Origin of the sequence: Amycolatopsis ponsaeliensis (assembly GCF_030182635.1) — a bacterium.
Taxonomy (GTDB): Bacteria; Actinomycetota; Actinomycetes; order Mycobacteriales; family Pseudonocardiaceae; genus Amycolatopsis; species Amycolatopsis ponsaeliensis.
The window spans coordinates 1-25,928 of record NZ_JAPZLD010000057.1 but is presented as its reverse complement, the minus strand read 5'-3'; the positions used below and the strand labels follow the sequence as shown (position 1 = coordinate 25,928).

Annotated in this window: 22 protein-coding genes; 8 read left to right on the top strand and 14 right to left on the bottom strand. The window is 71.0% G+C overall.

From position 1 onward, the window contains the following. Window positions 1-75: 75 nt before the first annotated feature. From QQ657_RS48655 to QQ657_RS48640, 4 genes are read left to right on the top strand one after another with little or no spacing between them, the layout of a single operon-like run. The gene (locus QQ657_RS48655; RefSeq protein ID WP_284749246.1) at window positions 76-1,368 is read left to right on the top strand and encodes an ABC transporter substrate-binding protein; all 1,293 of its coding nucleotides are present in this window, start codon (window positions 76-78) and stop codon (window positions 1,366-1,368) included. Further along, the gene (locus tag QQ657_RS48650) at window positions 1,365-2,336 is read left to right on the top strand and encodes a carbohydrate ABC transporter permease (protein WP_284749245.1); all 972 of its coding nucleotides are present in this window, start codon (window positions 1,365-1,367) and stop codon (window positions 2,334-2,336) included. Before QQ657_RS48655 ends, QQ657_RS48650 begins: the two co-directional genes overlap by 4 nt. Beyond that, on the top strand, window positions 2,336-3,160 hold the full coding sequence (locus QQ657_RS48645; RefSeq protein WP_284749244.1) for a carbohydrate ABC transporter permease: 825 nt from the start codon (window positions 2,336-2,338) through the stop codon (window positions 3,158-3,160). The genes QQ657_RS48650 and QQ657_RS48645 overlap by 1 nt, the downstream gene beginning before the upstream one ends. A gap of 15 nt (window positions 3,161-3,175) precedes the next feature. After that, window positions 3,176-6,208, top strand: coding sequence for a glycosyl hydrolase 115 family protein (locus QQ657_RS48640; RefSeq protein ID WP_284749243.1), 3,033 nt, complete (start codon window positions 3,176-3,178; stop codon window positions 6,206-6,208). 187 nt (window positions 6,209-6,395) lie between these two features. Here the strand turns inward: QQ657_RS48640 and QQ657_RS48635 are convergent, their stop codons facing one another. Beyond that, window positions 6,396-7,457, bottom strand: a complete 1,062-nt coding sequence (locus QQ657_RS48635) for a LacI family DNA-binding transcriptional regulator (protein WP_284749242.1) — start codon at window positions 7,455-7,457, stop codon at window positions 6,396-6,398. Window positions 7,458-7,526: 69 nt separating this feature from the next. Here QQ657_RS48635 and QQ657_RS48630 point away from each other — a divergent pair, with 69 nt between their 5' ends. Next, window positions 7,527-8,543, top strand: a complete 1,017-nt coding sequence (locus tag QQ657_RS48630; protein WP_284749241.1) for an endo-1,4-beta-xylanase — start codon at window positions 7,527-7,529, stop codon at window positions 8,541-8,543. Here the strand turns inward: QQ657_RS48630 and QQ657_RS48625 are convergent. The 5 genes from QQ657_RS48625 to QQ657_RS48605 all read right to left on the bottom strand — a co-directional run bounded on the left by QQ657_RS48625 (window position 8,533) and on the right by QQ657_RS48605 (window position 13,271). Beyond that, the gene (locus tag QQ657_RS48625) at window positions 8,533-9,075 is read right to left on the bottom strand and encodes a polysaccharide deacetylase family protein (RefSeq protein WP_284749240.1); all 543 of its coding nucleotides are present in this window, start codon (window positions 9,073-9,075) and stop codon (window positions 8,533-8,535) included. The two genes, QQ657_RS48630 and QQ657_RS48625, sit on opposite strands and share 11 nt — an antisense overlap. Further along, window positions 9,072-10,004, bottom strand: coding sequence for an acyl-CoA desaturase (locus tag QQ657_RS48620; RefSeq protein ID WP_284749239.1), 933 nt, complete (start codon window positions 10,002-10,004; stop codon window positions 9,072-9,074). Before QQ657_RS48620 ends, QQ657_RS48625 begins: the two co-directional genes overlap by 4 nt. 293 nt (window positions 10,005-10,297) lie before the next feature. Beyond that, complete coding sequence (locus tag QQ657_RS48615) at window positions 10,298-10,501, bottom strand: cold-shock protein (protein ID WP_004558414.1); 204 nt, start codon at window positions 10,499-10,501, stop codon at window positions 10,298-10,300. 101 nt (window positions 10,502-10,602) lie between these two features. After that, entirely contained in the window at window positions 10,603-11,898 is a 1,296-nt protein-coding gene (locus tag QQ657_RS48610; RefSeq protein ID WP_284749238.1) for an SAM-dependent methyltransferase, read from the bottom strand. Continuing rightward, complete coding sequence (locus tag QQ657_RS48605; protein WP_284749237.1) at window positions 11,880-13,271, bottom strand: FAD-binding oxidoreductase; 1,392 nt, start codon at window positions 13,269-13,271, stop codon at window positions 11,880-11,882. Before QQ657_RS48605 ends, QQ657_RS48610 begins: the two co-directional genes overlap by 19 nt. 144 nt (window positions 13,272-13,415) lie before the next feature. Between QQ657_RS48605 and QQ657_RS48600 the strand changes: the two genes are divergently transcribed. Next, on the top strand, window positions 13,416-13,829 hold the full coding sequence (locus tag QQ657_RS48600) for a DUF6292 family protein (protein ID WP_284749236.1): 414 nt from the start codon (window positions 13,416-13,418) through the stop codon (window positions 13,827-13,829). A 19-nt stretch (window positions 13,830-13,848) separates the two neighbouring features. Continuing rightward, window positions 13,849-15,822 (top strand): S9 family peptidase, encoded by a 1,974-nt coding sequence (locus QQ657_RS48595; protein ID WP_284749235.1) that lies wholly within the window; start codon window positions 13,849-13,851, stop codon window positions 15,820-15,822. Here QQ657_RS48595 and hpaD read toward each other — a convergent pair. The 6 genes from hpaD to QQ657_RS48565 all read right to left on the bottom strand — a co-directional run bounded on the left by hpaD (window position 15,805) and on the right by QQ657_RS48565 (window position 22,892). Continuing rightward, the gene (gene hpaD / locus QQ657_RS48590; protein ID WP_284749234.1) at window positions 15,805-16,848 is read right to left on the bottom strand and encodes a 3,4-dihydroxyphenylacetate 2,3-dioxygenase; all 1,044 of its coding nucleotides are present in this window, start codon (window positions 16,846-16,848) and stop codon (window positions 15,805-15,807) included. The genes QQ657_RS48595 and hpaD overlap by 18 nt on opposite strands. Further along, window positions 16,845-18,353 (bottom strand): 5-carboxymethyl-2-hydroxymuconate semialdehyde dehydrogenase, encoded by a 1,509-nt coding sequence (gene hpaE, locus QQ657_RS48585; protein ID WP_284749233.1) that lies wholly within the window; start codon window positions 18,351-18,353, stop codon window positions 16,845-16,847. Before hpaE ends, hpaD begins: the two co-directional genes overlap by 4 nt. Next, window positions 18,350-19,297, bottom strand: coding sequence for a 4-hydroxy-tetrahydrodipicolinate synthase (gene dapA / locus QQ657_RS48580; protein WP_284749232.1), 948 nt, complete (start codon window positions 19,295-19,297; stop codon window positions 18,350-18,352). The genes hpaE and dapA overlap by 4 nt, the downstream gene beginning before the upstream one ends. Before the next feature lie 16 nt (window positions 19,298-19,313). After that, a complete protein-coding gene (locus QQ657_RS48575) occupies window positions 19,314-19,982 on the bottom strand; it encodes a GntR family transcriptional regulator (protein ID WP_284749231.1) in 669 nt (222 codons plus the stop codon). Then, window positions 19,964-21,382: a fumarylacetoacetate hydrolase family protein gene (locus tag QQ657_RS48570; RefSeq protein ID WP_284749230.1), complete on the bottom strand. Its 1,419-nt coding sequence runs from the start codon at window positions 21,380-21,382 to the stop codon at window positions 19,964-19,966. The genes QQ657_RS48575 and QQ657_RS48570 overlap by 19 nt, the downstream gene beginning before the upstream one ends. 73 nt (window positions 21,383-21,455) lie before the next feature. Next, a complete protein-coding gene (locus QQ657_RS48565; RefSeq protein ID WP_284749229.1) occupies window positions 21,456-22,892 on the bottom strand; it encodes an aldehyde dehydrogenase family protein in 1,437 nt (478 codons plus the stop codon). A 138-nt stretch (window positions 22,893-23,030) separates the two neighbouring features. Between QQ657_RS48565 and QQ657_RS48560 the strand changes: the two genes are divergently transcribed. Next, window positions 23,031-24,482, top strand: a complete 1,452-nt coding sequence (locus QQ657_RS48560; protein WP_284749228.1) for a GMC family oxidoreductase — start codon at window positions 23,031-23,033, stop codon at window positions 24,480-24,482. A 41-nt stretch (window positions 24,483-24,523) separates the two neighbouring features. On the opposite strand, the gene QQ657_RS48555 is transcribed toward QQ657_RS48560, so the two are convergent. After that, on the bottom strand, window positions 24,524-25,084 hold the full coding sequence (locus tag QQ657_RS48555; RefSeq protein ID WP_284749227.1) for an integrase core domain-containing protein: 561 nt from the start codon (window positions 25,082-25,084) through the stop codon (window positions 24,524-24,526). Further along, on the bottom strand, window positions 25,081-25,677 hold the full coding sequence (locus QQ657_RS48550) for a helix-turn-helix domain-containing protein (RefSeq protein ID WP_284749226.1): 597 nt from the start codon (window positions 25,675-25,677) through the stop codon (window positions 25,081-25,083). Before QQ657_RS48550 ends, QQ657_RS48555 begins: the two co-directional genes overlap by 4 nt. Window positions 25,678-25,928: the final 251 nt, after the last annotated feature.

The window sequence follows — 25,928 nt, the reverse complement described above, 5'->3', positions numbered from 1 at the left end:
GAGCAAACTCTTCGCCAACCCGGGTGCAGTCGCGCCCCGTCCAACTCGGCCGAAGTCGTCAGGAGTGGACCCACGATGTTTGTGAAACGCAGAATCCCCGTTCTCGCCGCGCTGGTGGCGATCGTTCCGCTCGCCCTCTCGGCGTGCAGCGGGGGGAGCGAGGCGCCCGCACAGCCGAGCGGGCCGGTCACCCTCACCTGGTGGCACAACGGCACCACCGACCCGATCAAGTCGATCTGGGAGAAGGTCGTCACCGACTACCACCAGGCGCACCCCGACGTGACGATCAAGGCCCAGCCGCTGCAGAACGAGGACTTCCCCACCAAGGTCCCGCTCGCCCTGCAGGGGGCCACGCCGCCGGACGTCTACCAGTCCTGGGGCGCCGGCGAACTCGCCTCGCAGGTCACTTCGGGCAAGCTCGCCGACATCACCGACGCGACCAAGTCGTGGATCTCCGGCACGGGCAAATTCGCGGAAAGCTGGCAGGTCGACGGCAAGCAGTACGGCGTGCCGTTCGAGCAGCACTTCGTCGGCTTCTGGTACCGCAAGGACCTCTTCCAGCAGGCCGGGATCACCTCGCCGCCGAAGACCATCGACGAGCTCAACACCGCCGTCACCCAGCTGAAGGCCAAGAGCATCGCGCCGATCGCCGTCGGCGGCAAGGACCGCTGGCCGGATGCCTTCTACTTCAACTACTTCGCCGTCCGCGAGTGCTCCGCCGACGTGCTCAAGCAGTCGGTGAAGGCGGTCAAGCTGGAAGACCCGTGCTGGACGAAGGCCGGACAGGACCTGAAGAACTTCCTGGCGACGCAGCCGTTCCAGACCGGGTTCGCCGGCACACCGGCCCAGCAGGGCGCGGGCAGCTCGGCGGGCCTGGTCGCCAACGGCAAGGCCGCGATGGAACTGCAGGGCGACTGGGAGCCCGGCACCATGTCGTCGCTGACCGACGACAAGCAGCTGGACTCCAAGGTCGGCTGGTTCCCGTTCCCGTCGGTGGCGGGTGGCCAGGGCGACCCGGCGGCCGTGCTCGGCGGCGGTGACGGCTTCGCGTGCACCTCCCGCGCGTCGAAGGCGTGCGCGGACTTCCTGCAGTACCTGAACACCGAGCCGATCCAGACGCAGCTCGCCGCGCAGGGGGCCGGCCTGCCCGTCAACAGCGCGGCGGCGAAGTCGCTGAAGACCGACACGCTCAAGCAGGTTTACGACTACGGCGTGAAGGCGCCCTACCTGCAGATGTACTTCGACAAGGCGTTCCCGACCGCGGTCGGCGCCGCGCTCAACGACGCGGTGGCGAACATGTTCGCCGGTCAGGGCACCCCCGAAGGCATCGTGGCCGCCGTCAACCAGGCCGCGGCGGGCAACAAGTGACCACGGCGACGACGCCGGTGCGGACGGCTGCCCCGCCGTCCGCACCGGCGGCGAGCCGCCGGACGAAGCGTTCCGGCCTGGGCAAGCGGCTCGAGCTGACGCTCCTGCTCGGGCCGGCTTTGCTCGTGTTCGTCGGCTTCGTCCTGGTGCCGATCGGGATCGCCGGGTTCTACAGCCTGTTCCAGTGGAACGGCTTCGGCCCGCTCGACGACTTCATCGGTCTCGACAACTACGTGGACGCGTTCAGCGGCACGGTGTTCCAGGGCGCGATCGTGCACAACCTGATCATCGCCGGCCTGTCGATCGTGGTGCAGCTGCCGCTGTCGATCGGGCTGGCGATGCTCCTCAACCGCAAGCTGCGGGGACGCGCCGTGCTGCGCGCCCTGGTGTTCGCGCCGTACGTCCTGTCCGAGGCGATCACCGCGGTGATCTGGGTGCTCATGCTCCAGCCGAACGGGTTCGCCGACCAGGTGCTGAAGGGCGCCGGGCTCGGCGGCCTGATCCACCAGTGGCTGGCCGACCCGGGCATCGTGCTCTACACGATGTTCGCGGTGATCACCTGGAAGTACATCGGCTTCGGCATCATCCTGCTGCTCGCCGGTCTCCAGGGCGTGCCCGCCGAGCTGCGTGAGGCCGCCGCGCTCGACGGCGCGTCGGCGTGGCAGACCACCCGGCACGTCGTGCTGCCGCTGCTCGGGCCGACCATCCGGATCTGGATCTTCCTGTCTGTGATCGGCTCGCTGCAGCTGTTCGACGTCGTGTGGATCATGACGCTGGGCGGGCCGGCGAACGCGTCGACGACGATGGCGACCTACCTGGTCGACCACGGCTTCAAGCGCTACGAGTTCGGGTTCGGCTCCGCCGTCGCGGTGATCCTCTTCGTCATCTGCTTCCTGTTCGCCCTGCTGTACCAGCGGTTCGCGCTCCGCCGCGACACCCAGGGCGCCCTGACGAGGATGGTGGGCTGATGCGCTCACGCAGGTTCGGCCTGTCGGCCGGGTACCTCGCGGCGATCGTCGTGCTCGGCGTGACCGTCGTGCCGCTGCTGTTCGTCGTGCTCGGCGGGTTCCGCACCAACGCGCAGATCAACGACGACCCGGCCGGGCTGCCCGGCCCGTGGGTCATGGACAACTACGCTTCGGTCCTCGGCTCGAGCGCGTTCTGGGGGTTCCTCGGCAACAGCGCGCTGATCGCGGTGATCGCGACCGCCGTCGCCGTCGGCCTGGGGTCGATGGCCGGGTTCGCGCTTTCGCGGTACCAGTTCAAGGGCCGTGAAGCGCTGTACACGCTGTTCACGCTCGGCTTGCTGTTCCCGCTCACCGTGGCGACGCTGCCGCTGTACCTGTGGCTGCGCCAGCTGGGCATGCTCGAGAGCTTCTGGGGTGTGGCGATCCCGGAGGCGGCGTTTTCCCTGCCGGTGACGATCGTGATCCTGCGCCCGTTCATGCACGCGATCCCGGCTGAGCTCGAGGACGCCGCCGTGCTCGACGGCGCGAGCAGGCTCGGGTTCTTCTGGCGCATCCTGCTGCCGCTGTCGGCGCCCGCGCTCACCACGGTCGGCGTGCTCGCCTTCGTCACCAGCTGGAACGCCTACCTGCTGCCGCTGCTGGTGTTCAACGACTCCGCGCACTTCACGCTCCCGCTCGGTGTCGCGAGCTTCCAGTCCCAGTACTCCCAGGACACCGCCCGGGTGCTCGCGTTCACCGCGCTGTCGATGATCCCGGCGCTCGCGTTCTTCGTGCTCGCCGAACGGCGCATCGTCGGCGGGTTGACCGGATCCGTGAAGGGCTGACTCAGGAGGTCTGCCGTGCAGTCGGAGGTCCACCGTCGTGCCTTCTTGCAGTTGCTGGCCCTGGCCGGAGCGGGGTCGGTGGCCCTGCCGGGCCTCGCCGAAGCCGGGACCGGGTTTCCGTTGGTGTCGCGGGGAAAGGCCGCGACGATCGTCGTGAGCTCCGGCGATCTGCCGGGGGTCCGGCGGGTCGTGGGCGACCTGGCCGCCGACGTCGAACGCGTCACCGGCGTCCGGCCGGCGGTGTCCTTCGACGCCGTGCCCGACCACGGGCCGGTCGTGCTGGTCGGCACGCTCGGCCACAGCCCGCTGGTCGACTCGCTCGTCGCCGGCGGCCGCCTGGATGTGCGCGGGGTCGCCGGGAAGTGGGAGACGTCGCTCAGCCAGGTGGTCGACGGGCGGCTGGTTCTGACCGGGAGCGACCAACGGGGCGTGATCTACGGCGTCTACGAGATCTCGCGGCGCATCGGCGTCTCGCCGTGGTACTGGTGGGCCGACGTGCCGCCGGCCCGGATGTCGGAACTGCATCTCCCGGGGGAGCGGTTCAGTCTCGGGACGCCGCACGTGAAGTACCGCGGGTTCTTCATCAACGACGAGAACCCGGCGCTCGGCACCTGGGCTCCGGCGTACTTCGGGCCCGGTCTCGCGCAGGGATTCCCGGGCGGCTTCAACCACCTCTTCTTCGCCAAGGTCTTCGAGACGATGCTGCGGCTGCGGGCCAACTACCTGTGGCCGGCGGTGTGGGGCCGCGCGTTCGCCGAGGACGACCCGCTCAACCACGCCACGGCCAAGGAGTACGGCGTCGTGATGGGCACCTCGCACGAGGCGCCGATGATGCGCGGGATCGAGGAGTGGAACCGGCACGCCGTGCCCGCGGTCCGCGACCCGGCGGGGACGATCACGACACCGGGCCACGACCCGTACGGCGGCACGGGGGAGTGGAGCTTCCGCCGCAACGGCGAGGCGATCAAGGCCTACTGGACCGACGGCATCCGCCGGATGGTCCGCGAGGACTTCGAGGGCGTCGTCACGCTCGGCATGCGCGGCAACGGCGACGTCAGCCTGCCCGACGGCGACGGCATCGAGCTGATGCGCGAAATCCTGGCCGCCGAACGGGAGATCCTCGCCCGCGAGCTGAGCACGGACGTCCCGCAGGTGTGGACGCTCTACAAGGAGGTCCTGCGGTACTGGGCGCAGGGACTGCGGCCGCCCGACGACGTCATCGTGGTCTTCACCGACGACAACTGGGGCAACATCCGCAAGCACCCGGACCTCTCGCTGCCACCGCATCCGGGCGGGTACGGGCTGTACTACCACTTCGACTACGTCGGCGGCGGGCGCAACTACAAGTGGGTCGACACTGCGCTGCTCGCGAACACGTGGGAGCAGCTGAACCAGGCGGTTTCCTACGGCAACGACCGGCTGTGGGTGGCCAACGTCGGCGACATGAAGGGCAACGAGCTGCCGCTGCAGTTCTTCCTCGACTACGCGTGGGACCCTTCGGCCCTCCCGGTCGAGCGACTGTCCATTTGGGAGCGCGGGTTCGCCGCGGCGAACTTCGGTCCGGCTCTGGCGTCGGACATCGCCGGCGTGCTGCACGACTACGGGCGGCTGCAGTCCCGCCGGAAGCCGGAGCTGCTGAACCGGCTGATCACGGTGGACGCCGCCGGAGTGATCACCTACGACGACCAGGCGACGCCGTTCAGCCTGGTGAACTACCGCGAGCTGGACCGGGTCACCGACGAGTGGCAGGACCTGGCGGCGCGGGCGTCCCGGATCTCGGCGCGGCTGCCCGCGGACTACCGGGACGCCTACTACGAACTGGTCGGGTACGAGGTCACGGCGTCGGCGAACCTCTACGCGCTGCGGCGCGCCGAGTTCACGAACCTGCTGTACGCGGCCCAGGGCCGGGCTTCGGCCAACGGGCTCGCCGCCGTCACCGAGGCCCGGTTCGCCGACGACCTCGCGCTGGCGGAGAAGTACAACACCGGTATCGCGGGCGGCAAGTGGAAAGGGTTCCAGACGCAGCCGCACATCGACTACGGCGACGTCGCCCGCTACGGCCCGAACGCGCCCTGGCAGCAGCCGGAGCTGAACAACGTCGCGCTGCCGGACGTCATCTTCCCGGCGGTGCGGCGGCTTTCGCTGCCCTCGGCCGCCGCGCTGGGGGTCGCCGTCGACGGGTCGCCGCAGGCGTGGCCGGGTGCGGCGGGACGTCCGGTGCTGCCGGAGTTCAGCCCGTTCCAGAGCGCGCCGGCGCAGTACGTCGACGTGTTCAACCGGGGCCGGACGCCGTTCCGGTGCACCGTTTCCACCGGTGCGCCGTGGGTGCTGGTCGAGCCGCGGGGCGGCCGGGTGGGGGAGGAACTGCGGATGACGGTCCGGATCGACTGGAGCCGCGCGCCCGCGGGCACGACGACGGTGCCGATCACGGTGTCGGGCGCGGGGGAGTCGGTGGTGGTGGACGCGGTCGTGGCGCACCCGGCTCTGCCGTCGTCGTGGCGGCGCGGGTTCGTCGAAGCCGGCGGGTACGTCTCGATGGAGGCTGCGCACTTTTCGGCGAACGTCGGAACTTCGGGAGCGTCCTGGCGTGCGATCCCGGATCTGGGACGGACCGGCGTGGGGATGACGCCGTTCCCGGTGACGGCGGCGAGCCGGGCGGCGGGGGCCGGGCCGCGGCTGGAGTACCGGATGACGTTGTTCACGGCCGGGCCGGTGACGGTGTGGGCGTACCTTTCGCCGCGCAGCAACGTGCTGCCGGGGGACGGACTGCGGTACGCGGTGTCGTTCGACGACGCGGCACCGCAGGTCGTGAACATCACCCGGGCGACTGGCGCGGATGACATGACGATGAACCGCCAGTGGGAGCGGACGACATCGGACAACGTGAACCTGACTTCGACGCGGCACGAGGTCGCGGCGCCGGGGCCGCACGTGCTGAAGGTGTGGATGGTCGACCCGGCGGTGGTGGTCCAGAAGCTGGTGGTCGACACGGGTGGGCTGCGGCCGAGCTACCTGGGGCCGCCGGAGAGCAAGCGGTGGCCGGGATGAGCGGGCTGCCAAAGGGGTGCCGGAGGCCTCGCGGCGAGGGGGCGGGGCAGGTTTGGAATCCCGCGCGGCGAGAGGGCGGGGCAGGCCCGGAATCCCGCTGGACGCCCGCCCGCAGGGGCGCCCCCCGTCTTCCACTCTACCGGCGGGCACCGACAGTTCCGGTGCCCGGAAGTCCGTCGGCGGCCGGTTATCCCCGGCCGGCCGCGACCACCTCGTGTGCCGGGGCGGCCGTGCTGTGGCGGACCACCAGACTCGTCGCCAGCTCCAGCCGGTGGCTTTCCGGATGCGTCCCACGGGCCAGCGAGATCGCCAGTCTCGCCCCCGCGGCCGCCATCTCCTGCAACGGCTGGCGGATCGTCGTCAGCTCCGGGGTCAGCCAGCGGGCCACCGGCAGGTCGTCGAAGCCGATCACGCTCAGGTCGTCCGGGATCCGGAGCCCCGCGTCGCGCGCGGCCTCGTACACGCCCAGGGCCTGCAGGTCGCTGCCCGCGAACACCGCCGTCGGGCGGTCGGGGAGGGTCAGCAATGACGCCAGCTCGCGGTAGCCGGACCGGACGTGGAAGTCGCCGCGGCGCACCAGCGCCGGGTCGAACGCCAGTCCGGCCGTCTCCAGCGCCGTGCGGTACCCGTCGATCCGGGCCCGGCTGCACAGCACCCCGTCCGGCCCGCCGATCATCGCGATCCGGCGGTGCCCCAGCTCCACCAGGTGCCGGGTGGCGGTCAGCCCGCCCTGCCAGTTCGTGGCCCCGATCGAGGGCGTCTCCGGCCCCGGCGCGCCGGCCGGGTCGACCACGACGAGCGGGATGTCACGGGCCCGCAGCTTCGCCAGCTGCCCGCCGGTGAAGTCGGAGCACACCGAAACGATGCCGACCGGCCGCCGCGCCAGCACGCTCTCCAGCCAGCTCTGCCCGGGCGTGTGCCGGCCCGACGATTCCGCGAGCACGACCGCCATCCCGTTTTCGCGGGCTACGCATTCGACGCCGCGGATGATTTCGAGTGCCCACGTGCTTTCGAGTTCGTGGAACATCAGTTCCAGCAATCGCGAACGGCGGGACCGTTCGTCGGCACGGCGGCGGTAACCGTATTTCCCGATGACCGCTTCGACCCGCGCGCGGGTGCTTTCGGCGACGTCGGGGCGGCCGTTCAGCACTTTCGAAACAGTCGGGACGGAAACCCCCGTCTCGGCGGCGATCCGGGCGATGGTGACCCGGGAGGCGATCGGCTCGGAATCGTCAGACTTCGTTGTCATGAAGGAGATTCTAGGTCATCGAAACCCGGTTTGACACACCTCGAAAGTTTCGGAAATCGGAGGAAAGAGATGCTGAGAAGTATTCCTATTAAACGTGCCCTGCTGACGGTCGCGGTCGTCGCGGGCATTGCCGTGTGGCAGGCGCCCGCGGCTTCGGCGGCCGTTCCGCTGAAAGACATCACCCACCGCTACGTCGGGAGCGCGGTGGCGGCGTCGTACCTGGCGAACGAAGCCGATTACCGCGCCGTGCTGACCCGTGAATTCGACAACGTGACGCCCGAGAACGAGATGAAATGGGGGACGGTCGAGGCCGTTCGTGGCCAGTACGACTGGTCGGGTGCCGACGCGATCGTCCGGTACGCGCAAACGCACCACAAGACCGTCCGCGGCCACACGCTGGTCTGGCACTCGCAGCTGCCGGACTGGGTGGCCGCGCTGCCCGCCGGCGAGCTGCGCCGCGTCCTGCGGGACCACATCACCACGGAAGTCAAGCGGTACAAGGGAAAGATCCGCGCCTGGGACGTCGTCAACGAGCTGTTCAACGAGGACGGAACGCGCCGCGACACGGTGTTCCGGCAGAAGCTCGGCGACGGCTTCGTGGCGGACGTGTTCCGCTGGGCGCACGCGGCCGACCCGTCGGCGACGCTGTACATCAACGACTACAACATCGAGGGCCGCAACCCGAAGAGCGACGCGGTGTACGACCTCGTGAAGACGCTCCGGCGGCAGGGCGTCCCGATCGGCGGCGTCGGCGTCCAGGCGCACCTGTCGATCCAGTACGGCTTCCCGGGGGAGTACCGCGAGAACCTGGCCCGCCTGACGAAGCTCGGCGTGGACGTGGCGATCACCGAGGCCGACGTCCGGATCCCGACCCCGCCGGACGCGGCGAAGCTCGACACGCAGGCGAGCTACTTCGACCGGCTGTGGGACGGCTGCCAGGCGGTCCGCCGGTGCGTGGAGTTCACGACGTGGGGCTTCACGGACCGGCATTCGTGGGTCCCGGACGTCTTCCCGGGCGAGGGTGCGGCCTGCCTGTTCGACGAGAACCTGCAGCCGAAGCCCGCCTACCTGCGCATCAACCCTTGAGCGGGACCGGCCGCAGGCCGCGGGCGGCGAGGGCCGTGAGGATCCGGGGTACGGCTTCGACCGTCGCCGGGCGGCCTTCGTGCATGAGGACGACCCCGCCCGGTTCGACGAGCGATGCCGCGGCCTCGACCTCGTCCGCCGAGGCGCCGTCCCAGTCGCGGGTGTCGACGGTCCACAGGACCTCGGTGAGCCCGTGCCCGGCGATGGTCTCCGCCACCGTGGGGCCGGTGTCGCCGTAGGGCGGCCGGAACAACGCCGGGCGGGTCCCGGTGAGCTCGGCGAGGAGGTCCTGCGTGCGCCGGACCTCCTCGTCTCGGGTACCGGCGTCGAGACCGGTGAGCCGCGGGTGCGTCCACGTGTGGTTGCCGATCGTGTGCCCGGCCGCCGCGATCGCCCGGACCAGCGCGGGGTGCGCCGCGGCGTGCTCGCCCCACAGGAAGAACGTCGCCCGCACCCCGCCGAGCGCGGCCAGCAGCGCCGGCGTCGTCTCGGGGTACGGGCCGTCGTCGAAGGTCAGGGCGACGGTGGTCATCGGGCCAGCGCGGCCAGCCGCTTGGCGGTCGGCCAGCGGACGTTCCACGCCCAGCCGAGCTTCTCGAACACCCAGATCACCCGGGCGGAGATGTCGATCTGCCCGCGCTGCGCGCCGTGGCGGGCCGACGTCGGGTCCGCGTGGTGGGTGTTGTGCCAGGACTCGCCCATCGACAGGATCGCCAGCGGCCAGAAGTTCGCCGACCGGTCGCGGCTGGCGAACGGGCGCTCGCCGATCATGTGGCAGATCGAGTTCACCGACCACGTCACGTGGTGCTGGAACGAGATCCGTGCCAGGCCGGCCCAGAGGAACGCGGTCAGCGCGCCCCACCACGACAGCGTGAGGAGGCCGCCGAGCAGCGTCGGGAGCAGCAGGCTCACCACCACCCACAGCGGGAAGAGCCGGTCGACGACGCGGATGTCGCGGTCGGCCTCGAGGTCCGGGGCGAACCGGTCGACGTTGGTCTTGTCGCGCCCGAAGAGCCAGCCCATGTGGGCGTGCCAGAAGCCGCGGGCCAGGGCCACCGGGGACGTGCCGAACAGCCAGGGGGAGTGCGGGTCGCCCTCGCGGTCGGAGAACGCGTGGTGGCGGCGGTGGTCGGCGACCCAGCCGATCACCGGACCCTGCGCGGCGAGCCCGCCGGCGATGGCCAGGGCGATCCGCAGGGCCCGCTTCGCGCGGAACGCGCCGTGGGTGAAGTAGCGGTGGTAGCCGACGGTGATGCCGAGCGTCGACACCAGGAAGAACCCGCCGCCGATGGTGAGGTCGAGCCAGCTGACACCCCAGCCCCAGAACACCGGGACGGCCGCGGCGAGCGCGAGGAACGGGACCAGCAGGAACGTGCGGATGGTGATCAGCTCGGCCACGGTCTGGCGGCCCGAGAGCACGGGTTTGGCGACGGGACGGGGAGCCTTCAGGGAGGCTGTCATGCACTACTCGTTTCGGGGGTCATCGCGCGCGGAGCGGAGGTCCGGGCTCACGTGCGGCGGCCGGGGAGCGGGAACACCCGGCGGTCAGCGGTCTGCGGTGGGCCGGACGCGTCGCCACTCCTGTGGGCGATCGCCCGGACGGGCCACCAGCCGGGAGCGGGACCGGCTGGACGCCGGTATCCGAGGGGCTCTCGACACCACCCACGTTACAGGAATGTTGTGAACCTGCCGTGTGGCCGCCAACGAGAAAGGCCCCCGCCCCGTGGGGGCGAGGGCCTTCGGTGCCTCGTGGCTCAGATGACGCTCACGCGCTGGGCCTGGGGGCCCTTCTGACCCTGGCCGATCTCGAACTCCACGCGCTGACCCTCGTCGAGCGACTTGAAGCCGCTGCCCTGGATCTCGGAGTAGTGGACGAACACGTCCGGACCCCCGCCGTCCTGCGCGATGAAGCCGAAGCCCTTTTCACCGTTGAACCACTTGACACTGCCCTGAGCCATACCCATACCTACTCTTTTTTGGTGAGCCTGGACGTCCCGTTCGGACGCCCGGTCTCGGCACTATCCTCGCATCACCGGCCGAGACTGGCCAGCCCCGGTGGTCAAACTCCCCAATCGGGGCGCAGCGGCATCCCCATGCCGCCCTCGCTGTCGGTCCGGACGCCGAGGATCTGGTGCAGTTCGATCTCGCGGCGTTCGAAGGCCAGCCGGCAGGCGGCCAGGTAGAGCGCCCACACCCGGCTGCGGCCGGCGCCCGCTTCGGCGACCGCCTCGTCCCAGTGTTCGTCGAGGTTGGCGCACCAGCCGGCCAGCGTCAGCGCGTAGTGCTCGCGGAGGTTCTCCGAGTGCCTGACCTCCAGGCCGGCGTCGTGCATGGCCGTGACGAGCTCGCCGGGCGCCTCGAGCTCGCCGTCCGGGAAGACGTAGCGGTCGATGAACCCGCGCGAGCGGTGGGCGACGCTGGTGTCCGGGTTCGTGATGCAGTGGTTGAGCAGGCGCCCGTGCGGCTTGAGCTTGGCCGCGAGGAACCGGAAGTAGCCGGGCACGTTGCGGGCCCCGATGTGCTCGGTCAGGCCGATCGACGAGATCGCGTCGAAGCCGGTCTCGGTGACGTCCCGGTAGTCGAGATGACGGATCTCGGCGCGGTCGGCCAGGCCGAGGGAGACGATGTTCTTCTGCGCCCACTGGGCCTGCTCGCGCGAGAGCGTGACGCCGAGCGCCTCGACGCCGTAGTGCCGGACGGCGTGCGCGACCATGCCGCCCCAGCCACAGCCGACGTCGAGCAGCTTCATCCCCGGTTCGAGGCCGAGCTTGCGGCAGACCAGGTCGAACTTGTGCTCCTGCGCCTCCTCCAGCGAGGCCCCGGCCTCCGGGTACACCGCGCACGTGTAGGCCATCGACGGGCCGAGGACGAACTCGTAGAACCGGTTGGACACGTCGTAGTGGCTGGCGATGGCCTCGCTGTCGCGGCCCTTCGAGTGCCGCAGCGCGGTCATCCCGCGCCGGATCCGGCTCGGGTGCTCCTCGGCGGGCGGCTTGACGACCCGCAGGTGGCGGGCGCCGAGCTTGCGCAGCAGCCACAGCCGGTCGGCCGGGGTGAGCTGGTCGACCTGGGCCGCCAGCGCGTGCAGCGCGGTGTAGAGGTCGCCGATGACGTCGAGCGCGCCCGCGACGTACGCGCGGGCGAGGCCGAGGTCGCCGGGGGAGGACATCAGGTAGTCCAGCGCCAGCGGCGAGCGCACGTGGATCGAGACCGGCGCGTCGGCCGGGCCGCTGCTGCTGCCGTCGTAGGCGGTGATCGACACGGTCGCGCGGGGGCCGAGGAGGCGCTCGAAGACCTCGCCGACCGGGGTGCTTGCCTGGGTCACGTTCGTTCCTTTCACCGGCGGCGGACACATTTCTCGTAGAGGCCGAGCAGCCGCTCGTCCGGGTCGTAGGTCCGCTTGAGTTCCCGGTAGGTGTCGCCGTTGTAGAGCCGCCAGAACTCGTCTTCGGCGTAGAAGCTGTCCGAATAGAGCGACTTGTGGCCGCCCAGCCGGGTGACTTCGCTCTCGATCATCCGGTTGTGCACGCCGTCGCGCTCACCGGGGTCGAGCGGCACGGCCGACCAGAACCCGAAGTTGACGTAGAGCGCTTCGGGGTCCAGCTCGTAGAGGGGCCAGCGCACGCCGCCGGGACGCTGCCGCAGGGGGCAGACCCAGACCGGGCTGATCGGGATCTCCCGCTCGAAGAACTCGAGGAACTCGGCGGCGCGGCCGACCGGCACCTCGATATCTTGGACGATCGTCTCTTCCGGCGGCAGGCGGCGGAGCTTGAGCAGCCGCTGCGCGATCTTGAACCGGCGCTCGAGCGCCACGGCCTTCCAGTAGACGGAGGACCGCAGGAACCGGCGGCCGAGCAGCAGCCGGGGCAGCCGGTGCTGGACGCCGAACGCGCGGGAGCACCAGAACCAGTCGGTGTCCCAGCGCCAGAGGTAGTCGCGGACGGTGAGGTGGTCGGTCTCGCGGGCCCGGATCGAGCGGTAGTAGATGTCGAGCCAGGTGTAGTCGCTGGTCGCGGGCGCGGTGTCGGTGAACCTGGCCAGGGTGAGGTACAGCTCGTCGGGGCCGAACACCGTGCCGTCGACGAAGTCGTGCTCGCCGCTGTCGCAGGCCTCGGTGAGGGCGCGGAAGTAGCTGTCCCGGTCGTCGTAGCGGACGTGGTGAAGCTCGACGAACGGCTTCACGGGCTCGAGCACGATCTTCAGGCGTAGCGCGTAGCCGAGGGTGCCGTAGGAGTTGGGGAAGCCGCGGAAGAGGGCGGCGTGCTCGTTGCCGGGGGTGGCGACGACGATCCGGCCGTCCCCGGTGAGGATCTCCAGCTCGAGCACCGACTCGTGCGGCATGCCGTTGCGGAAGGACGAGGACTCGATGCCGAGCCCGGTGACGGCGCCGCCGAGGGTGATGGTCTTGAGCTGCGGGACGACCAGGGGCATCAGGCCGTGCGGCAGCGTGGCGTCGACAAGCTGTTCGTAGGTGACCATCCCTTCGACGTCGGCGGTGCGGCTTTCGGGGTCGACGCGCAGTACGTGCGTGAAGCCGGATACGTCCAGTCCGGGGTGTTTCGCGGCGGCCCGGGAGCGGAAGAGGTTGGATGTCCGCTTCGCGAGCCGGACGGTGGCTTCGCCGCTGATCGCGGTGAGCTGCCCGCGCAGGTCGTCGACGCGGGCTTCGTGCTCGGGGAACGCCGGGCCCGGACGGGCTTCCGGCACCCCGGCCTGATCGATGGTCACGTCCCGATCCTGCCTCACGGCGAGGGCGGGCGCACTGTGCTGCCGGGCATGAACATCGGATCTTCGTGGTTGATCACGGCGAAGGCGGGTATCCGGGCACGGACCGCGGGGATCCCGCGGCGACCTGGGGAAAGCGAGGCGGCGTTGAGCATTCTGATCGATTTCGGGCGCGACACGGAGTTCTCGTTCGAGCGGGGGCTGCGCGGGTACGTCGCCGCGGTGGCCCGCGCGGTGGGGGTCGGGCTGGAGTCCTGCACCCTGGACTCGGGAACTCCCGCGGCGGCGTACATCGCGCTCGACTGGCGCTTGACCCGGTTCCCCGGACGCGACCTGGCGCTGGTCTGGGACGAGACACACGGCTGGGCGGCGGCGGTCGAGGACCGCGACGGCGCGACGGTTTTGTCGTATCTCGGCGGTTCGGTGCTGCCCGAGCCCCGGGCGGTGGTCCGGTTCCTGGCGGCGATCCGCGCCGGTGACCCGGAGGCCGGAACGCTCGAAGCGCCGGCGCTGCGTTCGCCGGGGAACCACGAGGATCTCCTGGCGGCGCTGGTCCGTTAGTTTCGGGCAGACTGGCCCCATGGACGTGGGGGAACTGACGGCGGAGCAGGTCGTCGACCGGATTGTGCCGCGCGACCCGCGAATCTCCCCGGACGGCCGGTGGGTCGTGTACGTGACGGCGCCGGTGGGCCGGGTGGACCGGTTCCCGGTGAGCGGGTTGTGGCTCGCCCCGGCCGACGGGAGCGCGCCCGCCCGGGAACTTGCGGCCGGCGTCGCCGAGAATCATTCGCCGCGGTGGGCCGCGGACTCCGGCACGGTGTTCTTCCTGTCGGATCGGGTCGAGCGGGGCACGGCGCAGCTTTACCGGATCGGCCTGGACGGCGGTGATCCCGAGCGGCTGACGGAGCAGGCCGCGGGAGTGAGCGGTCATGTGCCGCTGCCGGGCTCAAAGTCGGTCGTGGTGATCGGGCCGGATGCGGCGGACCGCGCGGGTGACCCACGGGTCCGGAGCGTCCGGCCAAGCGAGGACCAGCCGGCCGGGCAGGCCGGAACCCACCGGGACGACCCCAGCGCGTCTCGGGTCTGGGGCAGCCGGGACCGCTCCGACCGGCCAAGCGAGGACCAGCCGCCCGGGCCGACCGGCACTCGGCGGGACCACTCCAGCCCGTCCGGCGCCTGGGACACCCTGGACCGCCCCGACCGGCTCTGGCTGCTCGACCTCGCCACCGCCACGATCCGTCCCCTCGGCACTCTCGGTGACCGGCACGTCCGCGAGGTCGCCGCCCGCCCGGACGGGACGGCGCTCGCCGTCTTCACGTGGTCCTGCGCCGACCACGCTCCCGGCGTCTTCGAACCCGGGCTCCACCTCGTCGACCCCGCCACCGGCGAGACCCGTGACCTCGGCACCCCGGCCCTCGAAGCAACCGACCCGGCCTGGTGGCACGACGGCACCGAATGGCACCTCGCCTACCTCGGCCTGACCCCGCCCGGCCTGATCGGCGGCACCGCGATCTTCAACGTCACCGAGAACCTCACCGAAGGCCTCGAGATCTGCCCGACCGAACTCGTCCAGGTCGGCGAAGGCCCGCCGCTCGCCCTGTTCGCCGAAGGACTGGACACGACCGTCCGCCGCGTCGACGCCGGCTTCACGAAGGTCGCCCAGGTTCACGGCGCCTCCCTGACCGCGAGCCGCGACGGCCGGGTGATCGCCCTGGTCGCGAGCACCGGAGCCGAACCCGACGAGATCCACGCCGGCCCGCCGCACGACCTCACTCGCCTCAGCCGAACCGTCCCGGACGGAACCTGGGGTACCCAGCACCGGCTGCACTACCGGGCCCCGGACGGCCTCGACCTCGACGGCCTCCTGATCCTCCCGCCGGGAAAGACGAAAGCCGACGGCCCCTTCCCGCTGGTCACCCTGGTCCACGGCGGGCCCCACGACCGGTACGCCGACCGCTTCAACCTCGGCTGGTACCCCTCGGGCCAGTGGCTCGCCGCCGCCGGTTTCGCGGTCTTCCTCCCGAACGCGCGCGGCGGCCTCGGCCACGGCCACGCCTTCGCCGTCAGCGTCGCCGGGGACGTCGGCGGCGCGGAGTACACCGACGTCCTCGCCGGCATCGACCTCCTCGTGCACGACGGCGTCGCCGACGAAACCCGGCTCGGGATCGGCGGCTGGAGCCACGGCGGGTTCTTCGCCGCCTGGGCCGTCACCCAGACCGACCGCTTCGCCGCGGCCGTCGTGGGCGCGGGGGTCATCGACTGGCCGCTGCTGGCCGCCACCGGCGAGCACAGCCGGTTCGAAGCGGCGCTCGGCGGTGCGGAGAACAGCCCGATCACCCACGCCGGGAAGATCCGCACGCCCGTCCTCATCCTGCACGGCGAGGACGACACCAACGTGCCGCTCTCTCAGGCCGAACTCCTCCACTGCGCCCTCGGCGAGAAGCACCACGAGTTCGTCGTCTATCCCCGCGAGAACCATTCGATCCGCGAACGCGGCCACCAGGTCGACGTCCTGAACCGCTCGCGCGCGTGGTTCTCACACCTGCTCGCCTAGCTTGAACTCCGCCTCCCCGGTGCTGAAGGAGAACCCGTCCGCGCCGATGGTGACGTCGGCTTCGCGCGGCTCGGCCCGGGCGACGACCGGCTGAACCTCACCGGACAGGTCCAGCACCACCGACGCGTCGGTGTACCAGCTCGGCACCACCGGGTTGCCCCACCAGTCACGGCGCTGGTTGTCGTGCACGTCCCAGGTGATCACCGGGTTGTCCGGGTCGCCGGTGTAGTAGTCGTGCGTGTAGATCTCGATGCGGTGCCCGTCGGGGTCGCGGACGTAGAGGTAGAACGCGTTCGACACGCCGTGCCGGCCCGGCCCGCGTTCGATCATCCCCGGTTTGCGCAGCGCGCCCAGGTGGTCGCAGATGTGCAGGATCTGGTGCCGTTCGTGCGACGCGAACGCGATGTGGTGCAGCCGCGGGCCGTCGCCGCCGGTCAGGGCGACGTCGTGCACCGTCGGCTTGCGGAACATCCACGCCGCGTACACCGTGCCGTCCTCGTCCTGGATGTCTTCGGACACGCGGAAACCCAGGCCCTCGTAGTACTTCCGGGCCGCCGGGACGTCCGGGGTGTCCAGGTTGAAGTGGTCCAATCGCGACAGTGCGCCGGCGCCGTGGACGTCGTAGCGCTGCGTGAACCGCTCGACGTGCTCGGCCGCGTGGAAGAACTCCACCGGGAACCCGAGCGGGTCGACGACCCGCACCGCCTCGCCGATGCCGCGGGTCGCGCCGGCCGCCCGCCGCTCGACCCGGCAGCCGAGCTCGCGGTAGTACGCCTCGGCCAGGTCGAGGTCGGCAGCGCTTCGAACGCGGTACGCCAGCACGCCGAGCGCCGGCGTGGCTCCCTTCCGCAGAACCAGCGAATGGTGCAGGTATTCCTCGAACGCCCGCAGGTACAGCGCTTCGGAATCCTCGTGGGTCACGACGAGCCCGAGCACGTCGACGTAGAACGCCCGTGACGCCGCCAGGTCGGTGACGACGAGCTCGGCGTACGCGCAGCGGAGGACGTCCGGCGGGGTGGCGGTCATGACTGTCCCTTCCGGACGCTGCCGAACCGGGTGGTGTGCACCGGCCCGAGCGAGACGTGGATCGCTTGCTGGTGGGTGTAGAAGTCGAGCGAGCGGTAGCCGCCTTCGTGGCCGAGGCCGGACGCCTTGACCCCACCGAACGGCGTCCGCAGGTCACGGACGTTGTGCGAGTTCAGCCAGACCATCCCGGCCTCGACCGACTGCGCGAAGGTGTGTGCGCGCTCGAGGTTCGACGTCCAGAGGTAGGCGGCGAGCCCGTACTTGACGTCGTTGGCCAGTGCCAAAGCTTCGGCCTCGGTGTCGAACGGCGTCAGCGCGACGACCGGCCCGAAGATCTCCTCCTGGAAGATCCTTGCGGACGAAGGCACGTCGGCGAACACCGTCGGCGCCACGTAGTTGCCACTGTCCGAACCGGACGGACGGCCACCGCCCGCGAGCAGCCGGCCTTCGGACTTGCCGAGCTCGACGTAGCTCATCACCTTCTCGTAGTGCTCCGGGTGCACCAGCGCGCCGACCTCGGTGGCCGGGTCGTGCGGGTCACCGACCACGATGTCGCGAGCGCGCGCCGCGTACCGCGCGCAGAACTCGTCGTAGATCGGGCGCTCGACGAGGATCCGGCTGCCGGCCGTGCAGCGTTCGCCGTTGAGGGAGAACACGCCGAACAGCGTCGAGTCGAGCGCGGCGTCGAGGTCGGCGTCGGCGAACACGATCGCCGGGGACTTGCCGCCCAGCTCCATCGACATGCCCTTGAGGCCGGTCGCGCAGTTGCGGAAGATCGTCTGGCCGGTCGTGGACTCGCCGGTGAACGAGATCAGCGGGACGTCCGGGTGCTTGACCAGCGCGTCACCCGCTTCCTCGCCGAAGCCGTTGACCAGGTTGAACACGCCGTCGGGCAGCCCGGCGCCGGCGAAGATCCCCGCCCACAGGCTCGCCGACAGCGGCGTGAACTCGGCCGGCTTCAGCACGACCGTGCACCCCGAGGCCAGCGCGGGCGCGAGCTTCCAGCTCTCCAGCATGAACGGCGTGTTCCACGGCGTGATCAGCCCGGCGACGCCGACCGGCTTGCGGTGCACGTAGTTCACCTGCCGCCCGGGCACCTGGTAGGTGTCGTCGGCCTGCGCGACGACGAGGTCGGCGAAGAACCGGAAGTTCTCGGCGGCCCGCTGGGCCTGCCCGAGCGCCTGGGTGATCGGCAGGCCGGTGTCGAACGTCTCCAGCTCGGCCAGCCGGGCGTCCTGCGCTTCGACGGCGTCGGCGATCTTGTTCAGCACCCGCGCGCGGGCCCGCGGCAGCATCCGCGGCCACGGCCCGTCGGTGAAGGCCCGGCGCGCCGCGGCGACGGCCCGGTCGACGTCCTCGGCCTGGCCGGCGGCGGCGGTCACGTACGGGGTGTTCGACACCGGGTCGAGCACGTCGAACGTCTTGCCGGACACGCTGTTGACGAGCTCACCACCGATGTAGTGCTTCAGCTCGCCCGGCAGTCCTTCCGGGACATAGTGGGTCATGCCTTTCCCTCCACGGTGAAGCCTTCGGCCGAGCTGAGGTATCGGGAGCCTTCCGCCATGAGCTCCTTGATCCGGGCGACGCCGCGTTCGGTCGGCGTGATCAGCGGCAGCCGCACGTGCCCGGACGCGATCAGCCCGCGCTGTTCGAGGACCCACTTCCCGGGCGCCGGGTTGGTCTCGACGAACAGCAGGTCCACCAGCGGGTGCAGGCCGTAGTGGATCTCGCGCGCCCGTTCGTGGTCGCCGGACTGCCACGCGGTGTACATCTCGGCGCAGGCGGCGGGGGCGATGTTGGCCGTCGCGCTCACGAATCCCGCGCCGCCGAGGGCCAGCAGCGGCAGGCAAAGCAGCTCGATCCCGGACCACACGAGCAGCTCGCGTCCGCACAGGTGCAGCACGCGGGAGAAGTGCTCGAAGTCCTTCGTCGTCTCCTTGATCCCGACGAAGTTGCCGCAGGAGCGGTAGAGCTTCGCGACCGTCTCCGGCGCGAGGTCGACGGCGGTCCGGCTCGGCACGTTGTAGGCGACGATCGGCAGGTCGGGGAACTCCCGGCAGACCGTGCGGTACCAGACGAACAGCGCGTCCTGGGTGGGCCGGGCGTAGTACGGCGTGATGACGAGTGCCGCGTCGATCCCGGCGTCGCGCGCGGCGGCGGTCAGCTCGAGGGTCTCGTCGAGCTTCGCCGAGCCGGTCCCCGGGACGAACGGCACCTGGTCACCGACTTCGGCGGCGACCGTGCGGATCGCCTCGGCGCGTTCGGCGACGGTCTGCGAGCCCGGCTCGCCGGTCGAGCCGCCGATCGAGATGCCGTGCGTGCCCCAAGCGAGCTGCCAGCGCACGAGGTTGCGCAGGCCGTCGTGGTCCACCGCGCCGTCGGCCGTGAACGGCGTCATCAGCGGCGCGATCGACCCGCGGATGGCCTGGGGGTCGGAGCGGAATCGCATGGGGTGCCTTTCTGCGTCAGGGATGGCGGTGGGCGAGGAATGCGTCGAGCGTCGCCAGCCGGTGGGCGCGGACGGCCTGTTCGACATCGGCCGCGGGAGCGCCGTCGCCGAGCAGGCCGAGGATCTGCTCGTGCTCGGCCACGGACTGCCGTGCCCGGCCGGGCACGAAGCTGAACGTCGAGGTGCGCAGCCCGCTGAGCCGGTCCCACCCGCGTCGGACCAGGTCCAGGACCTGCGGGTTGGGGCAGGCGCCGAACAGCACGGCGTGGAAGTCCCGGTTCAGCGCGGTGAACCGGGCCGGCTCGAAGTGCCCGAGGCAGTCCGCCAGGTCGGCGTTGAGAGCCCGCGCCTGCTCGAGCGAACCCGGCGGCAGATGGGGCGCGGCGAGTGCCGCGGCGTAGCCCTCGACCAGCGCGAGGGTCTGCATCGTGTGCTGGTACTCGCTTTCGTCGACCATCGCGACCTGCGCGCCGACGTGGCGTTCGAACGTCACCAGCCCCTCGGCCTCCAGGAGCCGGATCGCCTCGCGGATGGGGACCACGCTGACCCCCTGTTCCTGGGCGAGCTGGCCGAGGACGAGGCGGTAGCCGGGGGAGAAGGTGCCGTCGGCGATCCGGGCCTTGATCCACTCGTAGGCGATCCGCGACTTGCTCAGCGCGGCGCCGTTCACCGCTTCGCGAGCCATGCGGCATACCTCCCGCGCCAGTACTCGTCCATCGGGTAGAGGCCTTCGACGCGCTCGCCCGCGGCGACCTGCTCGGCGATGAACGTCTCCTGCAGCTCCTGTTCGATCGCCGCGTCGACGATCTCCTCGACGAGGTCCGGCGGGATGACGAGGACCCCGTCGGCGTCGCCCGCGATCACGTCGCCGGGACAGACGGCCGCGCCGCCGCACGCGATCGCGACGTCGACGTCCCACGGCACGTGCCGGCGGCCGAGCACCGCCGGGTGCGGCCCGGCGTGGTAGGTGGGAATGTCCAAAGCGGACACCGCGGCGAGGTCGCGGACCCCGCCGTCGGTGACGATCCCGGCGGCGCCGCGCACCTGGGCCCGCAGCGCGAGGATGTCGCCGACGGTCCCGGTGCCGCGTTCCCCGCGGGCCTCCATGACGAGGACGTCGCCGGGGCCGAGGCCGTCGATCGCGCGTTTCTGCGCGTTGTAGCCGCCGCCGTGCTTCTTGAACAGGTCTTCGCGGTAGGGCAGGTAGCGCAGGGTGCGGGCGCGGCCGGTCAGCCGGGTGCCCGGCCGCGTGGAGGTGAGCCCGTCGATCGACACCGCGTCGTAGCCGCGCTTGCGCAGTTGCGCGGAAAGGGTTGCGGTGCCTACGGACTCGAGCTTATCGCGCAGTTCCGGCGTCAGCTCGAAGCCGGGCTCGGCGGTGCCGTAAGCGTCCGCTCGTTGCCGGTCGTCGGCGCGGGGGATGGCGCCGTACGGCGCGAACGGGATGGTGCCCTCGGTGATCGGCGTGACCAGCCGGCCGGTGGTGTGCCCGGCCGTGTCGACCTCGACCTCGACGACGTCGCCGGGGATGGCGACCGAGGCGCCCGCGGGGGTGCTGGTCAGGACGACGTCGCCGGGGTCGAGGGTGATCAGCTGGGAGAGGTCGGCGACCAGGCGGCCGAAGCCGAACAGCAGGTCGCCGGTGGTGTCCTCCTGGACCAGCTCGCCGTTGAGCCAGGTGCGCAGCCGCAGTGCGGCCGGATCGACGTCTTCGGCGGGCAGGACCGCCGGGCCGAGCGGGGTGAAGCCGTCGCCGCCCTTCGACCGCAGGTTGCTGCCCTTGTCGGCGTAGCGCAGGTCGTACACGCCGAAGTCGTTGGCCGCGGTGACGCCGCCGACGTACGACCAGCCGTCTTCGGGGGTGACGCGGCGGGCGGTGCGGCCGATGACCAGCGCGATCTCGCCTTCGAAGCCCAGCAGCTCGGTGCCGGCCGGGCGTTCGAGCGCCGTGCCGCTCGCCGCCACGGACGTCGGCGGCTTGAGGAAGTACGACGGCTGCTCCGGGACGCGGCCGCGCTGGGCGGCGCGGGAGCGGTAGTTGAGGTGCAGCGCGATGATCTTGCCGGGCCGCGCGATGCTGGTCATCCGTGGTTCCTGCCTGCCGGTGCGGGAAGATATTTCAAATAATATACGATCGATGGCCCGGGGAAACCCCCTTTCACCCGCCGTAGTGCAGCCACACGGACTTCGTCTCGGTGTAGGCGTCGAGGGCCCACGGGCCCATCTCGCGGCCCCAGCCGGACGCCTTGTAGCCGCCCCACGGCGCGGCCATGTCCGGGACCGGCGGCATGTTGACGAACACCGCGCCGGCCCGGATGCCGTCGGCGTAGCGCTGGGCGGTGCGCAGGTCGCGCGTCCACACCGTCGCGGCGAGGCCGTACTCGGTGTCGTTGGCGCGGGCGAGGAGCTCGTCGCCGTCGTCGTAGGCGGTCACGGCCAGGACCGGGCCGAAGATCTCTTCGCGCATGATCGCCATGTCGTCGCGGACGCCCGCGAAGAGCGTCGGGGCGTAGAAGTAGCCGTCGCGCTCGACCGGGTTCCCGCCGGTGACCAGTTCGGCGCCCTGCTCGCGGCCGGTGCCGACGAGGAAGTCGACGTGTTCGCGGTGCTTCTCGGACACCAGCGGGCCGAGCTGCGTGGTCTCGTCGGTGCCGGGACCGATCCGCAGGCCATCGAGACCGCGGGCCAGCTTCTCGACGAACTCCTGCTCGCGCTTGCGATCGACGTAGAACCGCGTGTAGGCGGCGCAGACCTGGCCGGTGTTGAGCGTCGCTCCGGCGAGGTTGCCGGCCACGGCGGCGTCGAGGTCGGCGTCGGCGGCGATGATGCTCGGGGCCTTCCCGCCGAGTTCGAGGGTGAGCCGCTTGAGGTTGGACGCCGCACTCGCCGCGGTGATCAGCTTCCCGACGGCCGTCGAGCCGGTGTAGGAGACGTGGTCGACGTCCGCGTGCCCGGTCAGCAGGGCGCCGACCGCGCCGTCGCCGGTGACGAGGTTGACCACGCCCGCCGGGATCCCGGCTTCGTGGACCAGCTCGACCAGCCGGATGCTGGTCAGCGGCGTGACCTCGCTGGGCTTGATCACCACGGTGTTGCCGGTGGCGAGTGCCGGCGCGAGCTTCCAGGCGAGGATCATCAGCGGGAAGTTCCACGGCGTGATCAGCGCGTTCACCCCGACCGGCTCGCGGCGGGTGTAGTGCAGGGTGTCCGGGAACGACACCGGGTTCGTCGTGCCCTGCAGCTTCGTCACCCAGCCCGCGAAGTAGCGGAAGTGCTCGGCCGCGCCGGTGACGCTCACCTGCCGGGACACGCCGATCGGCTGCCCCTGGTCGAGCGTTTCCAGCCGGGCCAGCTCTTCGTGGTGCTGCTCGACGAGGTCGGCCAGGCGGAACAGCAGCGCGGCGCGGCGGACGGGCAGGAGCCCGGCCCACTCAGGCGTGCTCAGGGCCTGCCGGGCGGCCGCGACGGCGGCGTCGACATCGGCCTTCGACGCCGTGCCGACCTCTTCGAGCACGCGGCCGGTGGCCGGGTCGAGCGTCGGGATCGTCCCGCCACCGGCCTCGGTCCACTGTCCGTCGATGCACAGGCGTGTCGCCATCCCGGGTTCCTCCTCGGCCTTGGGTGAGCCGAGTATCGGGCGCCGGGGCGCCGCGGGTCTTGTCCGCTCACGCATGCCCGTTGACCGACGGCGAAGGAACGCGCTCCGCCGGCCGGGACGCACGTCAGGCTGAAGCGCATGGACGTGATCGTGGTGGGCGCCGGCTCGGCCGGCTCGGTGGTGGCGCGACGGCTGGTGGACGCGGGCGCGGCGGTGACGCTCCTGGAAGCGGGCGGCCCGGACGGGAACCCCGCCATCCACGACCCGGCCCGGGCGGGGGAGCTCTGGCACGGGCCGGAGGACTGGGACTTCCACACGGTCCCGCAGCCGCACGCGGCGGGCCGGCGGCTGCACCTGCCGCGGGGCAAGGTGCTCGGCGGGTCGCACGCGCTCAACGCGATGATCTGGGTCCGCGGCGCTCCCGCCGACTACGACGGCTGGGGCCTGCCCGGCTGGACGTGGGCCGACGTCGTGCCGGTGTTCGAGCGGATCGAGAAGGACCTCCTCGAGGTCGTCCCGAACGCGCCGCTGCACCCGGTTCAGCAGTCCATCATGGATGCTTGCGTTTCCGTGGGCTTGCCGGTGAACCCGGACTACAACAGTGGTGCGCTGGACGGGGTGTCGGTCCAGCAGATCACCTTGCGGAACGGCCGGCGTTTCAATACCTGGCACGCTTACGGGTCTCCGGTGGCTTCGCGGATGACTGTCCACACGGGAGCTTCGGTGCACCGGTTGCGGTTCTCCGGTTCGCGCGTGACCGGCGTCGTGGCGTCCATCGAGGGCTCGGTGCGGGAACTGTCGGCGGACCTGGTGGTGCTCGCGGCGGGTGCGCTGGGATCGCCGGCGATCCTGCTGCGCAGCGGTGTCGGCCCGGCGGACGAACTGGCCGCGTCGGGCATCGACGTCGTCGCGGACCTGCCCGGGGTGGGGCGCAACCTCCACGACCACCTCCTGTCGCCGGTGATCTTCGCGACGGATCGGGAGGTGACGCCCTGGCCGGGCCGGTCGGTGACGCAGGTCCACTGGTTCTGGCGCAGCCGGCCGGGGCTGGCGGTGCCGGACACGCAGCCGATCTGTTTCAGCGTCCCGATGTACGAGCCGTGGATGTCCGGCCCGCCGACGGGGTTCTCGCTGATGGCGGGCATGGTGACGCCGGAGAGCCGGGGAAGCCTCCGGCTGGCCCCGGACGGCTCTCCGTTGATCGACTTGGGCGCGTTGTCTTCGCCGGCGGACTTCGAGAGCCTGGTGGCGTCGGTGGAGCAGTGCCACGCGGTCGGCCTGGCCCCGGCGCTGGCCGCGGAGTGGGGCGCGCGTCAGCTGTACCCGGCGCCCGAGGACGACGTCCGGGAGTACGTGCGCCGGACGGCGATCACCTACCACCATCAGGTCGGCACGTGCCGGATGGGCACGGACGCCTCGTCGGTGGTGGACCCGGAGCTGGCGGTGCACGGTTTCGACGGGCTGGTCGTCGCGGACGCCTCGGTCCTCCCGCGCGTGACGACGGGCAACACGAACGCCCCGGCGGTGCTGGTGGGGGAGCAGGCCGCGAAGTTCATCCTCGGCGAGGTCGTGAGTGGGAAACAGGGTTAGAACCCTGTGCGCTGTCTCAGGACATATCGGACAGATATGTCTCAGGACTTCCCGGACAGTTTCTGGTTGGTGAGGCGTTGGTAGCGTACCGAGCGGTCTAGCGTGAGCTGGCGGGCGACCGTGTCGTCGATCATGGCGGTGACGCGGTCGCCTTGCCAGTAGATGGTGGCGGTGCGGTGGGCCCAGGCGCGTCCCAGGACGATGGAGCAGCCGGAGAAGGCGATCACCCCGGTGGCCGAGACGGGGCGGGTGGTGACGCCGCTGGGTCGGCGGGGCCCGGTCGCGGGGGTGGCTTTCGGGCGGGCGTCGTAGCGTTGCTGGGGTGTCTGGCCGTCGAGGCTTTGGTGGCGGCGGTTGTTGTAGTCCTGTCGGTATTCGTCGAGAAGCTGTTGCAGGGCAGCAAGGTTCTCGGCGGGTGGTCGGGCGGCGAGCCATTTCTGCAGGGTCTGGTGGAGGCGTTCGTTTTTGCCGCAGGTCTGTGGGTGGTGCGGGGTGGAGGCGATGCTGGTGACCCCGAGTTCGGCGAGGTGGCGTTCCAGCTGGACCATCCAGCCGCGGTGGCGGCCGGTGAAGGCCAGCCCGTTGTCCGAGAGCAGTTTCACCGGGACGCCGTAGCCGGCGAAGGCCTGTTGCAGCGCGGCCCAGGTGTCGGCGGTGGTTTCGCCGGCCGCGGCGTAGGAGCCGACGTCGAGGCGGGAGTGGCCACCCGTGGATCTGGAGGATGCAGACCGTGGTGCCGTCGGCGAGGCGGTGCTCCATACCGTCGATCTGCCAGCAGCCGTTGGGGTCGGCGTAGGTGAACCGGCGGCGGGTCCGGGGTTTCTTGCGCGGCTGCGGGACGATCTGGCCGTGGGCGCGCAGGATCCGGTGGATCGAGGCCCGCGACGGGACCGGGGTGACCCCGGTGTCCTCGAGCCGCCAGCGGATGGAGATCGGGCCGTTGTCGAGGCCCTCGTCGGCCAGTTCCTTGCGGGCCCGCAGCACCGCCTCGGCCACCGCCGCGCCGAGGGTGCTGGGGCGGTGGTGCTGGGGCGGTGCTGCGGCGGGTGAACCCGCTGGCTCCTTCCGCGCGGAACCGGGTTACGTACTTGTAGAAGGTGTCCCGGGACACGCCGTGCTCGTGGCAGAACCGCGCCACGTTGATCTTCTCGCCGTGAGCGGCCCGGGCGACCGCGGCGACGAACTCAGGATCCATCGAAAACCCTGTTCTGCCCATCGCCGCATGATCACCACGAAAGCCCTGGTCACCTCGCCGACAGGCCGATCAGTGTCCGCGATGTCCTGAGACATCAACTGTCGGCGATGTCCTGAGCTGCGGCACAGGGTTAGAACACGGTTTGTAACTAGTCAGGTCCCCGGTCGTGTGGTGGTTGTCGTGGTGCGATGATCATCGTGTGACCGGGGATGGGCGTCCGTCGTATGACGAGCTTGCTGCTCTGGTGGTCG

What these genes read in the sequence shown, in the direction of transcription:
- dapA (WP_284749232.1), bottom strand. Translation starts at nt 19,297, where the DNA reads ATGCGATTCCGCTCCGACCCCCAGGCCATCCGCGGGTCGATCGCGCCG.
- QQ657_RS48610 (WP_284749238.1), bottom strand. Translation starts at nt 11,898, where the DNA reads ATGTGTCCGCCGCCGGTGAAAGGAACGAACGTGACCCAGGCAAGCACC.
- QQ657_RS48570 (WP_284749230.1), bottom strand. Translation starts at nt 21,382, where the DNA reads ATGACCAGCATCGCGCGGCCCGGCAAGATCATCGCGCTGCACCTCAAC.
- QQ657_RS48635 (WP_284749242.1), bottom strand. Translation starts at nt 7,457, where the DNA reads ATGACAACGAAGTCTGACGATTCCGAGCCGATCGCCTCCCGGGTCACC.
- hpaE (WP_284749233.1), bottom strand. Translation starts at nt 18,353, where the DNA reads ATGACCCACTATGTCCCGGAAGGACTGCCGGGCGAGCTGAAGCACTAC.
- QQ657_RS48565 (WP_284749229.1), bottom strand. Translation starts at nt 22,892, where the DNA reads ATGGCGACACGCCTGTGCATCGACGGACAGTGGACCGAGGCCGGTGGC.
- QQ657_RS48625 (WP_284749240.1), bottom strand. Translation starts at nt 9,075, where the DNA reads ATGACCACCGTCGCCCTGACCTTCGACGACGGCCCGTACCCCGAGACG.
- QQ657_RS48630 (WP_284749241.1), top strand. Translation starts at nt 7,527, where the DNA reads ATGCTGAGAAGTATTCCTATTAAACGTGCCCTGCTGACGGTCGCGGTC.
- QQ657_RS48595 (WP_284749235.1), top strand. Translation starts at nt 13,849, where the DNA reads ATGGACGTGGGGGAACTGACGGCGGAGCAGGTCGTCGACCGGATTGTG.
- QQ657_RS48575 (WP_284749231.1), bottom strand. Translation starts at nt 19,982, where the DNA reads ATGGCTCGCGAAGCGGTGAACGGCGCCGCGCTGAGCAAGTCGCGGATC.
- QQ657_RS48615 (WP_004558414.1), bottom strand. Translation starts at nt 10,501, where the DNA reads ATGGCTCAGGGCAGTGTCAAGTGGTTCAACGGTGAAAAGGGCTTCGGC.
- QQ657_RS48550 (WP_284749226.1), bottom strand. Translation starts at nt 25,677, where the DNA reads ATGGATCCTGAGTTCGTCGCCGCGGTCGCCCGGGCCGCTCACGGCGAG.
- hpaD (WP_284749234.1), bottom strand. Translation starts at nt 16,848, where the DNA reads ATGACCGCCACCCCGCCGGACGTCCTCCGCTGCGCGTACGCCGAGCTC.
- QQ657_RS48645 (WP_284749244.1), top strand. Translation starts at nt 2,336, where the DNA reads ATGCGCTCACGCAGGTTCGGCCTGTCGGCCGGGTACCTCGCGGCGATC.
- QQ657_RS48620 (WP_284749239.1), bottom strand. Translation starts at nt 10,004, where the DNA reads ATGACAGCCTCCCTGAAGGCTCCCCGTCCCGTCGCCAAACCCGTGCTC.
- QQ657_RS48560 (WP_284749228.1), top strand. Translation starts at nt 23,031, where the DNA reads ATGGACGTGATCGTGGTGGGCGCCGGCTCGGCCGGCTCGGTGGTGGCG.
- QQ657_RS48655 (WP_284749246.1), top strand. Translation starts at nt 76, where the DNA reads ATGTTTGTGAAACGCAGAATCCCCGTTCTCGCCGCGCTGGTGGCGATC.